The organism is Paenibacillus sp. FSL K6-3182 (genome assembly GCF_037976325.1).
Classification (GTDB): domain Bacteria; phylum Bacillota; class Bacilli; order Paenibacillales; family Paenibacillaceae; genus Pristimantibacillus.
On sequence record NZ_CP150265.1, the window covers coordinates 182,525 to 195,000 of the forward strand.

At 45.2% G+C, this 12,476-nt stretch carries 12 protein-coding genes and 1 other RNA gene (1 of these 13 cut by a window edge); all 13 read left to right on the top strand.

What is annotated here, in order from left to right:
* The first annotated feature begins 393 nt into the window (after nt 1-393).
* Nucleotides 394-966, top strand: coding sequence for a DNA-directed RNA polymerase subunit delta (rpoE, locus tag MHH56_RS00880; RefSeq protein ID WP_076271588.1), 573 nt, complete (start codon nt 394-396; stop codon nt 964-966).
* A 490-nt stretch (nt 967-1,456) separates the two neighbouring features.
* Entirely contained in the window at nt 1,457-3,058 is a 1,602-nt protein-coding gene (locus MHH56_RS00885; protein ID WP_339205989.1) for a CTP synthase, read from the top strand.
* 156 nt (nt 3,059-3,214) lie between these two features.
* Nucleotides 3,215-3,613: a response regulator gene (locus MHH56_RS00890; RefSeq protein WP_076271590.1), complete on the top strand. Its 399-nt coding sequence runs from the start codon at nt 3,215-3,217 to the stop codon at nt 3,611-3,613.
* A 197-nt stretch (nt 3,614-3,810) separates the two neighbouring features.
* Nucleotides 3,811-4,005: a class II fructose-bisphosphate aldolase gene (locus MHH56_RS00895; protein WP_339205991.1), complete on the top strand. Its 195-nt coding sequence runs from the start codon at nt 3,811-3,813 to the stop codon at nt 4,003-4,005.
* Between the two features lie 318 nt (nt 4,006-4,323).
* Nucleotides 4,324-5,586: a UDP-N-acetylglucosamine 1-carboxyvinyltransferase gene (locus MHH56_RS00900; RefSeq protein ID WP_076271592.1), complete on the top strand. Its 1,263-nt coding sequence runs from the start codon at nt 4,324-4,326 to the stop codon at nt 5,584-5,586.
* Between the two features lie 123 nt (nt 5,587-5,709).
* Nucleotides 5,710-7,044, top strand: coding sequence for a transcription termination factor Rho (rho, locus tag MHH56_RS00905; protein ID WP_339205993.1), 1,335 nt, complete (start codon nt 5,710-5,712; stop codon nt 7,042-7,044).
* 21 nt (nt 7,045-7,065) lie between these two features.
* Nucleotides 7,066-8,319: a radical SAM protein gene (locus MHH56_RS00910; protein ID WP_339205995.1), complete on the top strand. Its 1,254-nt coding sequence runs from the start codon at nt 7,066-7,068 to the stop codon at nt 8,317-8,319.
* Nucleotides 8,320-8,463: 144 nt separating this feature from the next.
* A complete protein-coding gene (rpmE, locus tag MHH56_RS00915) occupies nt 8,464-8,661 on the top strand; it encodes a 50S ribosomal protein L31 (RefSeq protein WP_339205996.1) in 198 nt (65 codons plus the stop codon).
* Between the two features lie 83 nt (nt 8,662-8,744).
* A complete protein-coding gene (locus MHH56_RS00920; protein WP_076271596.1) occupies nt 8,745-9,173 on the top strand; it encodes a hypothetical protein in 429 nt (142 codons plus the stop codon).
* A 67-nt stretch (nt 9,174-9,240) separates the two neighbouring features.
* Nucleotides 9,241-9,509: signal recognition particle sRNA large type (ffs, locus tag MHH56_RS00925), an RNA gene on the top strand.
* A 323-nt stretch (nt 9,510-9,832) separates the two neighbouring features.
* Nucleotides 9,833-11,623 carry a DNA polymerase III subunit gamma/tau gene (gene dnaX / locus MHH56_RS00930; protein WP_339205998.1) on the top strand — a complete coding sequence of 597 codons (1,791 nt, stop codon included), beginning with the start codon at nt 9,833-9,835 and terminating at the stop codon, nt 11,621-11,623.
* Nucleotides 11,624-11,647: 24 nt separating this feature from the next.
* Nucleotides 11,648-11,959, top strand: coding sequence for a YbaB/EbfC family nucleoid-associated protein (locus MHH56_RS00935; protein WP_054025909.1), 312 nt, complete (start codon nt 11,648-11,650; stop codon nt 11,957-11,959).
* 136 nt (nt 11,960-12,095) lie between these two features.
* Nucleotides 12,096-12,476, top strand: the 5' portion of a protein-coding gene (gene recR / locus MHH56_RS00940) for a recombination mediator RecR (RefSeq protein WP_076271598.1). The gene runs 219 nt beyond the window's last position; 381 of the gene's 600 nt are visible here — the first part of the coding sequence; the start codon lies at nt 12,096-12,098; its stop codon lies off the right edge, out of view.

Below are 12,476 nucleotides of genomic sequence, written 5' to 3' on the forward strand. Positions count from 1 at the left end.
CAACTTGCCTTTTTTCACATAATTAGGCTGAAAACCGTGTCAAAAATCGACTGGGGACATACGATGAACAAAGAGTTCTCAGGGACTCTTACGACCAAGGTGCGTTGCCTCGTGTCATGGCCGGATGGATACAGTCAAAGCGGAAGGACTATCCTTTCGCTTTTTGCATAGAAGTCCAAGCTATACCGCAGCAGCGTGGTCCGCTTGCTTTTTTGCAGGAAATAGGTTTTACTATACTGTGACTAGCGTAAACGACGGGTGCGAGCCTCTGGCAGTTACCGATCGTTTTGCGATTAAATGTGAGCGGTGTATAAGAGAATAACGTACACGATCCTTGCATTTTATAGGTAAGAACGAGTACATAAATTGAATGGCAAGAGAGGATGTGTCCATATGAGCAGCAGCAATTTCACGTTAAAGCTGGATCCTGAACGTATGAAGGAAATGCCTATGGTCGATTTGGCCTTTGAAGTGCTGAAAGCGGCTAATACGCCTTACTACTATCGCGATCTAATGATGGAGATCGCTAAAATACGCGGTCTTTCCGCAGACGGAATCAACCAGTTCATCGCCCAAGTGTATACAGAAATCAACATTGATGGACGTTTCGCTTGCGTTGGCAGCAACATGTGGGGACTGAAACGCTGGTATCCAGTTGAGCGTTCTGAAGATCCTGTAGGTAATGCGAAGCGTACGCGTATCATTAACGATGATGATGATCTCGAAGATGATGATGTATTTGCGGACGAAGAAGAGGATACTTACGCAGAGGCTGAAGAAGACTACGATGTATTCGACGAGGACCGCGAGGACTTCGAAGAGGCAGAAGAGGAAGCTGAAGTCGATGAGGAAGTTGGAATCGACGACGAGGAGCTGGACGAGGAAGAAGTCGACGGTGAACTCGATGCGGATGATGATGAGTCGGATGATGAGGAATTTGAAGACGACGACGAGTCTGACAAGTAAATGTTTGCTGAAAGTATAAGGCGGTTTAAGCACCCAGCTTATCCTCCTTCTTATACTTTTCTGCGGTACGAGCTCTGCTCTATACAGATGGCTTAGTCGTTTGAACTGGCGTGAGGAATATCCAGTCAGTTTCGCTTGACAGTTGCTAGGAGCGCAGAGTAAACTATCTCATGGGCTTAAGATTCGGTTAACAAATAACGCATACAAGCGCAAACGACTCGTTTTCGTCTTTTGACGAGAAGGTCAAGTTTCGCGGTGAAATAGAAGTGGAGCATAACGCATTGCTGATGCTTGCTTGTATTTTTATATATGCCAAAAAAGGAAAAGTGCCCCGTTGCTACGGGTGTCACTTTTTTTGTTTGTGAGGGATGGGTCTGTAGGATGCATTCCCACAAATTGGATGGATAGGCGGAGTGTATCCGCATCCATGTTTATCGAGTAAATGGGCAAACCTAAACATTAACCATAGGGCTTGGAGGGTATCATCACAGTGACCAAATATATTTTTGTAACCGGCGGCGTAGTGTCGTCCTTGGGCAAAGGGATAACAGCAGCCTCGCTTGGCCGATTGCTGAAGAACAGGGGCCTCAAAGTAACGATTCAGAAGTTTGATCCATACATCAACGTCGACCCAGGAACGATGAGTCCATATCAGCACGGAGAAGTATTCGTTACCGATGATGGTGCAGAAACAGATTTGGATCTTGGTCACTATGAACGGTTTATCGACATTAATCTGTCGAAGAACAACAATGTGACGTCCGGCAAAATCTATTCCAACGTAATTACCAAAGAGCGCCGCGGCGACTACTTGGGTGGAACTGTTCAGGTAATCCCGCATATTACGAACGAAATTAAAGACCGTGTATTCCGTGCGGGCAAAGAAGCGGGTTCTGATGTTGTTATTACAGAAATCGGCGGTACGGTTGGTGATATCGAAAGCTTGCCTTTCCTTGAAGCTATTCGTCAAATCAAAAGTGATATCGGGCGCGACAATGTAATGTATATCCACGTAACGCTTATTCCTTACATCAAAGCGGCAGGTGAAGTGAAAACAAAACCGACGCAGCATAGTGTTAAGGAATTGCGCAGCATCGGTATTCAACCGAACGTAATCGTATGCCGTACAGAGCATCCGCTTGCTGAAGATTTGAAACGTAAAATTGGCTTGTTCTGCGATATCGATGCGAATGCAGTCGTGGAATGCCGCGATGCGTCCACTTTGTATGAAGTGCCATTGATGCTTCGTGAGGAAGGCCTCGACGAGATCGTTGTTAATCATCTGAAGCTTAAGACAGAACAGCCGGATATGCGCGAATGGGAAAGCCTTGTTCAGCGTGTGAAGTCGCTTCACAAGAAGACGGAAATTGCAATTGTTGGTAAATATGTCTCGTTGCATGATGCGTACCTCAGTATTGTAGAGTCGCTAGAGCATGCAGGTATTGCTTCCGACTCAGAAGTGAAAATTCGTTGGCTGCATGCAGATGAGCTTACGGAAGAGAACGCCCACCAGCAGCTTAGAGGCGTTAATGGTATTCTTGTGCCAGGCGGCTTTGGCGATCGCGGTATTGAAGGCAAGATTACAGCGATTAAATACGCACGTGAAAACAAAATTCCGTTCTTCGGTATTTGCCTTGGCATGCAGGTAGCTGTCATTGAATATGCTCGAAATGTGGCGGGACTAGCTGGTGCGAATAGCTCTGAAATTAATTCATCCACTCCATATCCGGTTATTGACTTGCTGCCGGATCAGAAGGATGTTGAAGATATGGGTGGCACGATGCGTCTTGGTCTCTACCCTTGTAAACTTAAGCCAGGTACGCTTGCTGAGCGTGAATATGGCGACGAGCTCGTTTATGAGCGTCATCGTCACCGGTATGAATTTAACAATGAGTACCGTGAAGCAATTGAATCTGTTGGTCTTACTATTTCTGGAACTTCCCCAGACGGCCGTCTTGTTGAGGTTGTGGAAATGGCTGATCATCCTTGGTTCTTGGCTGTTCAATTCCACCCGGAATTCAAGTCTAGACCGAACCGTCCGCAGCCATTGTTCCGCGGATTTGTACAAGCAGCGCTTAACCATTCCGAGTAATATATTGCATTTTTGATCAATGGCAGATTCTTTAACAACAACAGATAAGTTTTTCTCTTAACGAGAAGGATTATATACCCACTTTAGCGAATATATTAACGATTATGGAAGAGTTGGCCATTTTCTGGGTAAACACATTTGCGGGGGGATTTGGAGTTGGATAAGAAGAAAGTGTTGATCGTTGATGATCAGAACGGTATTCGCGTATTGCTTATGGAAGTTTTCAGCAGCGAGGGCTATAATACGTTCCAAGCGTCTAATGGCAAGCTGGCTTTGGAAATCGTCAAGAACGATGCTCCTGATCTTGTTCTGTTGGATATGAAAATTCCCGGCATGGATGGTTTGGAAATTTTAAAGCATGTGAAAGCTATCGACCGAAACATTAAAGTCATCATGATGACCGCATATGGTGAATTGGATATGATTAAAGAAGCGACGGATCTCGGGGCATTAATGCACTTTACGAAACCTTTCGACATCGATGAGATGCGAATTGCGGTTAATATGCAGCTGCGAGGCGGCAACTCCACAAGTCGTTTTGCAATAGGCTCCTGATTTAGCAAATAAACGGTATCGTCTCTTACTTGAAGGCGATGCCGTTTTTTTATTTATTGGCAATAGCAAAACAAGCTTTACTATTCCAAGGCTCATTATGTTATAATGTCTCAGAATGACAAGTCGGACCGAGCTGGAGGAAGAAAGATAACATTTACGAGGAAGACAGCGATCTTGTTAGTTCCTATGAATGAATTTTGCCAGGCGCTTATAGCAAGCGAGAAACAGTAGTCCAGTTCAACACAGACATCAGGGTAATTACACAAACGATTGTTGAAGCTGCTAAGGAAGAAAAATCACCGTTTATTTGCAAGGTCAGCGAAAGCGCCTTGAAATATATGGGATTCAATTCACTGCTGCAATGGCGTGTGCCGGGGCCAAAAAAAATCTAGTCTTCCAATCGATTTGATTTTGATCATGATTTCAGTTTCAGTATCCCTTTGAGAGAAACATGTTGCTTTTACAAATACAATTTCAAGAAAACAAATAGCTAACGCTGATTCGTTGGAACTACGCCAATACTTGACAGCTGTGCGAATTGAGAAGCTGGCTGTTACTAACAAAAATCCGTTTGTTCGGAAGTAACAACTATGTGTAATAACAGGAGCAAAGGAATAAACCGCCTCATAACGGCAAGTGGGTTTAACACTCGCTTGCTTTGGCGGTTTTTCCTTTATTCTCTTCCAATCTACGGGAGGAACTATAATTAGATGGAGAAATTGATGATACGCGGTGGACGGCCGCTTCGCGGTACCGTTCAAATCAGCGGAGCCAAGAACAGCGCGGTGGCTCTTGTACCTGCTGCTATTTTAGCAGAATCAGAAGTTGTGTTGGATAATTTGCCTATTATAAGTGATGTAGCTGTATATAGTGAAATTTTGCAGGAGCTTGGTGCTGTCGTAAAGCGTGACGGCGATATGATGCGCATTGATCCTTCCGCGCTTGTCTCCAAACCGATGCCAAACGGCAAAGTGAAATTACTGCGCGCATCCTATTATTTGATGGGGGCAATGCTTGGTAGGTTTGGTGAAGCGACAATCGGAATGCCAGGGGGCTGCAACTTTGAGCCTAGACCAATTGATCAGCATATTAAAGGGTTTGAAGCACTTGGTGCCACGGTAACTAATGATCATGGATCTATTCGAATTCATGCTGAGCAATTACGAGGTGCAAAGATTTACCTTGACGTTTCAAGTGTTGGAGCAACGATTAATATCATGCTAGCTGCCTCGCGGGCCAAAGGAATAACGATTATTGAAAATGCGGCAAAAGAGCCTGAAATTATAGATGTAGCTACTCTCCTTAATGCCATGGGCGCAAAAATCAAAGGTGCCGGGACTGAGACGATTCGTATTGAAGGCGTCGATCAGATGCATGGCTGCCGCCATTCCATTATTCCTGATCGAATTCAAGCCGGTACGTATATGATTGCAGCTGCAGCAACGCGCGGCGATGTCCTTATTGATAATGTTATTCCGAAGCACTTGGAAGCGATGAGCGCTAAGCTTGAAGAGATGGGTGTTCAAGTTATTGAGATGGATGAATCCATCCGTATTATTGGCGGACCTAATTATTCGTCCATTGATGTAAAGGCACTTGTGTACCCTGGTTTCCCTACGGACTTACAATCTCCAATGACAACCTTGCTTACACAAGCGAATGGAGTCAGTATTTTAACTGATTATGTATACGGCACTAGATTTAAGCATGTTCCTGAGCTCACTCGCATGGGAGCGGATATTCGTGTTGAGGGCCGTTCAGCTGTTATTGAAGGCGGCAAGCTGAGTGCTGCAAAAGTTAAGGCTGCTGATTTACGCGCAGGGGCTGCACTTGTTGTCGCTGCTTTGACTGTTGAAGAAGGCGTTACTGAAATTTCGGGCGTCGAATATATTGACCGAGGTTATGATAATCTAGTAGAAAACTTATGCCGCCTGGGTGCGGAAGTATGGCGTGAAACGGAAGCCACTTCATAAGGAATAGGACGATGCAGACGCTGTGGAATAGACGGCGTCTAATTCGGCAATGATGGATAATCAATCCTATGATTTTACTAGATATACAAAATCATAATGAAAATTAAATAAAGTGGTGAGAACATGACAGACCTTCAGATCGCAGATCTAGAAGAGATGAAATTGACCGACCTTTATAAATTGGCGAAGCAATTTCAGGTTCCCTATTACGGAACACTTAAGAAGAAGGAATTAATTTTTGCAATTCTTCGAGCGCAAGCAGAGAAGAGCGGCCTTATGTTCATGGAAGGCGTCCTCGATATTTTGTCAGAAGGCTTCGGATTTTTACGGCCTATTAACTATTTGCCGAGCAAGGAAGATATTTATATTTCAGCATCACAAATTCGCAGATTTGATTTGAGAAGCGGCGATCTTGTTTCAGGTAAATGCCGTCCGCCGAAAGAGAATGAGCGTTATTTTGGTCTATTGCAAGTAAATGCTGTTAACGGCGAGAATCCGGAAACGGCTTCCGAACGATTGCACTTTCCTGCGCTTACTCCTCTTTATCCAGAAAAGAAGCTAGTGCTTGAGACGACACAGTCGAAGCTTTCCACTCGAATGATGGATTTGCTTGCTCCTGTAGGACTTGGCCAACGCGGTCTAATTGTTGCTCCTCCGAAGACAGGTAAAACCTTGCTTCTTAAAGAAATCGCCCACAGCATTTCCGAAAATCGTCCCGATATCAAATTGTTCGTTCTGCTTATTGATGAGCGTCCAGAGGAAGTTACTGATATGCAGCGCTCCGTGAAGGGTGAAGTTATCGCCTCCACATTTGATGAGCTGCCCGAGAACCATATCAAAGTAGCAGAGCTTGTACTTGAGCGAGCGCTTCGTCTTGTTGAGCATAAGAAGGACGTTGTCATCTTGATGGATAGTATCACCCGTCTTGCTAGGGCGTATAACTTGGTTATTCCTCCATCTGGTCGTACGCTTAGCGGCGGTATTGATCCAGCAGCGTTCCACCGTCCAAAACGGTTTTTTGGTTCGGCTCGAAACGTGGAAGAGGGCGGAAGCTTGACTATACTTGCGACTGCGCTGATCGAAACAGGCTCGCGTATGGATGACATCATTTATGAAGAATTTAAAGGTACGGGCAATATGGAGCTCCATCTAGACCGTAAGCTTTCTGAGCGTCGTATTTTCCCTGCGCTTGATTTGCGCAGATCTGGAACTAGACGTGAGGAAATGCTGCTTACGAAGGAAGAGCTGGAGAAGGTTTGGGCCATCCGCAGAGGTATGACGGACACGCCTGATTATGTAGATAATTTCTTGAAGAAACTTAAAGATAGTGAGAACAACGAACAGTTCCTCATGTCTCTTGATACAACAGTTGAAGCGAAGCCGGAGCGGTCCGGTATAAAGAGCAGTACTACAGCGACCAGCAGGCGTCCAACGCCTAGAACTACGCACGGATCGTAAGACCGCAGGAGGGAGAACAACATGAATCTCGTATATGCGGATAAAAACGGAAATGTATTTGACCATCCCGACTTTATAGCTTTGGGAAGAAGCGGCGATATGATTGTCGAAATCATGGAGGAGGAATTAATTCCACTTCCTAATGGAGCAACTCTTGTTAGCCTGCCTTTTACTAGACCCATTGGTCTTAATCCGAGCACAGGCGAGATGCAGGCATTGCAAGGCGGAGCTCAAGCAGTCGGCGCATTACTTCCGCAAGGCTTTACTCGTCTATGCTTGCCGGGCTATGTGAAAGCGGACAAGAACGAGAAGCTGCCATTGTTCGGTTATACAGCTGTCGTATGGAAAGACGGTAACTTTTATGTAACGGCTGAGCAAAGTGACGATCCTGAAAGATGGGATCCACTTAATTGCGACCGTGGCGAACTAGGTATTCAAGTAGAGCGTATTCTTGCTAAATATCCGGATAATCGTCTTTATAAGCATCTGTCGAACTGTGCTCTAGGTTATGAGTGCTTAACCTCTTCCAACACATTTCTAGGAAGATGGGAGGGTGCTGTTCCGGTATCGTATTCTTGCAATGCAGGCTGCTTCGGATGTATCTCTGAACAACCTGATGATAGCGGCTTTGTTGCTCCGCAGACTCGGATGAATTTTAAGCCGACTGTTGATGAGATCGTTGAAATTATGCTTGAGCATTTGCGCGAGCCGGAATCCATCATTAGCTTTGGTCAAGGCTGTGAAGGGGAACCTTCAACACAAGCTAAAATCATCGTTGAGGCTATGAAGCGTGTTCGCAGTCAAACTTCGCTTGGATACATTAACATTAATACGAACGCGGGATTGACTGATTTCATGCGCGCGATTGTTGATGCAGGCCTTAATCTAATGCGCGTAAGTACGATCAGTGCACTTGATGATCATTATAATGCTTACTATAAGCCTCGCGGCTACAACTTAAAAAATGTTGAGAAGTCTTTGAAATATGCTTCTGACAATGGTGTATATACGTCGATCAACTATTTGATTTTCCCAGGGGTCACTGACCGTGAGGAAGAAATAGAAGCGATGATTGGATTCGTTAAGCGTACTGGACTAAAACTCATTCAAATGCGCAACCTGAATATCGATCCTGAAAGCTACTTAGCGATTATTCCTAAGGCACAAGGTGAAATATACGGGATGAAGCAAATGCTTGAAATTTTCCGTGAAGAGCTGCCGGGTGTAGTTATTGGCTCTTATACACATGTTCCACCAGCCGCATTACGTCGATAAGTACCTATTAGGTAGTAAATTCGGCTAATATTAACCATATCACTGATTATTCATTGCAACAGCAAATAAGTTCATGCTATAATCCGAGATGTGCGATTTAACTCTGAGTCCGCATGCGATTCAGGGCAGAAAGAGGTGAACGAGATGAAACAAGCTATTCATCCGACATACCACATCATTACAGCAACTTGCGCTTGTGGAAATTCCTTCGAGACTGGTTCGGTTAAACCGAGTCTTCGCGTAGAGGTTTGTTCCCAATGCCACCCATTCTACACGGGTAAGCAAAAGTTCCTGGATGCTGGCGGCCGTGTCGATCGTTTCAAGAAGAAATACGGTATTTAATCCTACAAATCGTTCCGCCTTTATTTGGCAGAATACAAGAGCCTCCCTCAGCCATCCTATTGGATAGAAGGGAGGTTTTTTGATTGAATAAACAAACATTCGGTTTGAGTAAACGATTTGGTTTATTTCAAATGGCAGCCTTGCTGGCTTGCTTATTTCTGTTGGCCATGACGCTCTCAGGATGTGGGAATGGAAGAAGCAAGCAAGAAAACAGGCTGAAAACCTACGGTCATGATGGATACATGGGCTATTCCAACAGCAATCCCAATTTACCGAATCGTTATCAGTATCTTAATTATAATGCAGATGGAAAATTCATTGAGCAGGTGTTGAAGCCGATTTCCGGCATCGAGCATACGCAAATTTATTTTAACGGTACCGATCTTCATGTGAATGTAAAAGCAAATAAAGCACTGTCCGACGTTCAAGTCGAAGAGCTGCGAGCAAAGGCCCAGTCGGTCGTTCAATACAATATGCCTCGGTATAAGGTTCATGTAGAAGCCAAAAGGTAGCCCTGTCATTCGTCCAATTTCAACCGCGAGTTGCGCTTTAGGACGGAATCGGCTATACTTATTTTTGCCGTGCTAGATGGGGAGGTAGCGGTGCCCTGTAACTCGCAATCCGCTGTAGCGAGGTTGAATTCCTACTTGAGGTTATACTGATGTAGGGTCTTGGCACTTGCGAGCAGTGTTGACAGTTGGGTCCTCCGCAATGGACGTTTATGAACTTGGTCAGGTCCGGAAGGAAGCAGCCATAAGTAAATTAGTTCATGTGCCGGGGGAGTGCCTGACTCGAGCTGTAGTGCAAGGATGTCGCCTGGGTCGTATTTATCAGGAGTAGGTGCACGGTACTAAAATTTTCTAATATGATTTGCTAATAGCAAAAGTAGCACCTGTGATCGCTGTTCGATGTTTTTGTCGGAATTAGCGAATGCAGGTGTTTTTGTTTTTAAATGTTGTTTTAATAGGGTAAAGTCTTAGCAAAAGAAAGTTTTGCTTGCTACACAGTTGTTGTATAATAGGGGAGTAGCAATTGTTTAAAATATAAGAAAGTAAATTATTTTCTATTGCTACACTTATATTTCGCAATGCAAAGCAATTTCAGCGTCTATAAGACCGAACGTGCTTTTGCTTATTGTAAATGAAAAGGCAACTTGAAAGGAAAGGTCTGCGTGTCACATATCGCTTTATACCGTGCCTGGCGTCCGCAGACGTTTCAGGACATGGTTGGACAACAGCATATTATTCAAACGCTGCAAAATTCTATACGTGAGCAGCGTGTATCTCATGCTTATCTTTTTAATGGGCCGCGAGGAACCGGAAAGACAAGCGCTGCGAAAATATTAGCCAAAGCGGTTAACTGTGAACGTGGTCCGGCTGAAGAGCCTTGTAATGAATGTGATGCTTGCATAGGGATTACCGCGGGACATATTATGGATGTAATTGAGATTGATGCTGCATCTAATCGCGGTATTGATGAAATTCGTGATATTCGTGATAAAGTGCGATATGCACCTTCAGAAGTGCGGTTCAAAGTTTATATTATAGATGAAGTACATATGCTTACGGCCGAGGCATTCAATGCCTTGCTCAAAACATTGGAGGAGCCGCCGGGGCATGTTATCTTTATCTTGGCGACGACCGAACCGCATAAGCTGCCTGCTACGATTATCTCCCGCTGTCAGCGGTTTGATTTCAGGCAGGTATCGCTTGAAGAGCAGACGCAGCACTTGCTTAAGATTTGCCGTGAAGAGAGCATACAGGCCGACGAAGATGCGCTTGCTTATATTGCAAGATTGTCAGAAGGCGGAATGCGCGATGCGATTAGCTTGCTGGAGCAGGTTTCTGCTTTTGCAGGTGATCGCATTACTCTCGACGCGGCAGTAGATGTGACAGGCGGCATGGCTGCTGATCATTTCTATCAGCTGGCGGAGGCTGTAAAGGATCGTCATGTAGCAGCAGTTATGCCGCTCGTGGAAAGCTTGATGCAAGCCGGCAAAAGTGCGGACAAATGCATGGAAAACTTAATTTATTATTTCCGTGATTTGCTTGTTATGAAGCTTGCTCCGCAGGGCGGCGCAGTAACAGAGAGGATCGTTGATCCTGAACGCTTCAAAATGATGGCCGAGGCCTTCACTCCAGAGCGATTGTTCGCTATGATTGATACGTTGAACCGTTATCAAGTGGAGCTTAAGCATGCCTCGCAGCCTCAAACCTTGTTTGAAGTAGCGCTTATGAAGCTTTGCACGTTAAATGACGAGCAATCGTCAGGCGGAGCGGCTTCTGCAAGTACAGCAACTTCAGCATCAAGCAGCGGACAATCAGCTGAAGTAGGACGTTTGCGTCAGCAGATTGAGGCATTGGAGCGTAAACTAGAGCAAGCGATTCAAAATGGAGTAGGTAGCGGGAACAGCGCTTCTTCGGCTGACAGTGCGGCCAGCAAGCAAGCAGCACGTACTAATGCGGTTCGCAGTTCATTCGGCGGCTCAGGCGGCATAGTACGGTCTTCAGTCAAGCTTGATCCGTACCTGGCAACAGCAGGCAGTCCAGAATTCAATCAGTTCAGAATGAAGTGGAACGATGTGCTGCAGGGTGTGAAGGACGCTAAGATTACGGTCCATGCTTGGCTAAAAGACGGTGAGCCGGTTGCTTCTGCTGACGATGCCATTCTCGTCGCATTCAAGAATACGATGCACCGAGAAACGACCGAGAAGCCGGCCAATCGCGAGATTATTGAGAAAGTCATGCATGATGTGCTCGGCGGTTCATTCCGTATTGTTACGGTTATGATGAAGGACTGGCAGGCGGCAGCGGCACAAGGCGCTAGTACGCAGAAGAGCGAGACGCTTCAGCTTGAGCCCGAATCTTCTGCATCACCACAAGCTGCAAGTCGGCCGGTATGGGTGGAAGAGGCCGTCAAACTTTTTGGTGAAGATTTAGTAGTAGTGAAGGATAAAGATTAAATTCTAATGATGAGGTGAATGGTAATGAACAATATGAACCAAATGATGAAGCAAGTGAAAAAGATGCAAGATCAAATGATGAAGGCTCAAGAAGAGTTGGAAACAAAGACAGTTGAAGGAACAGCGGGCGGCGGAGTAGTAACTGTATCTGCGAACGGCCATAAGAAGCTTCTTAGCATTACGATTAAACCTGAGGCTGTAGATCCGGAAGATGTCGAAATGCTGCAAGATCTTGTCCTTACAGCTGTTAACGATGCGCTAACTAAAGTGGATGATCTAGCGAATAAGGATATGGGTAAATTCACAGGCGGAATGAAAATTCCAGGATTGTTCTAAGAAGCAGTATTGCTTCTGTTTGAAATAAAAGAAAGTATATTACGTGTATACTTATCTTTTATTTTTCCGTCAAAGCTGCTTCAGTGTCCAGGGGACACTGAAGGCGTTTTTTGCTTGAAAGGAGCTGTACCCAGTTTTGTATTACCCAGAACCGATAGCGAAGTTAATTGATGCTTTTACGCGATTACCGGGTATTGGACCCAAAACGGCCGCCCGTCTGGCGTTTCATGTTCTTCGAATGAAGGAAGACGACGTCATTGATTTTGCGAAGGCGCTAGTAAGCGTTAAGCGCAATTTGTTCTATTGCTCGGTTTGCTGCAATATAACCGATACAGATCCATGTAGAATCTGTCAGGATAAATCACGTGACAACTCCATCATATGTGTTGTTCAAGAATCTAAGGATCTTGTTGCGATTGAGCGTATGAAGGACTTCCAAGGCCATTATCATGTGCTTCAAGGCGCAATCTCGCCTATGGAGGGCATCGGTCCAGACGAAATTCGTATCGCTGAGCTG

What these genes read in the sequence shown, in the direction of transcription:
- rpoE (WP_076271588.1), top strand. Translation starts at nt 394, where the DNA reads ATGAGCAGCAGCAATTTCACGTTAAAGCTGGATCCTGAACGTATGAAG.
- MHH56_RS00900 (WP_076271592.1), top strand. Translation starts at nt 4,324, where the DNA reads ATGGAGAAATTGATGATACGCGGTGGACGGCCGCTTCGCGGTACCGTT.
- rho (WP_339205993.1), top strand. Translation starts at nt 5,710, where the DNA reads ATGACAGACCTTCAGATCGCAGATCTAGAAGAGATGAAATTGACCGAC.
- MHH56_RS00910 (WP_339205995.1), top strand. Translation starts at nt 7,066, where the DNA reads ATGAATCTCGTATATGCGGATAAAAACGGAAATGTATTTGACCATCCC.
- rpmE (WP_339205996.1), top strand. Translation starts at nt 8,464, where the DNA reads ATGAAACAAGCTATTCATCCGACATACCACATCATTACAGCAACTTGC.
- MHH56_RS00935 (WP_054025909.1), top strand. Translation starts at nt 11,648, where the DNA reads ATGAACAATATGAACCAAATGATGAAGCAAGTGAAAAAGATGCAAGAT.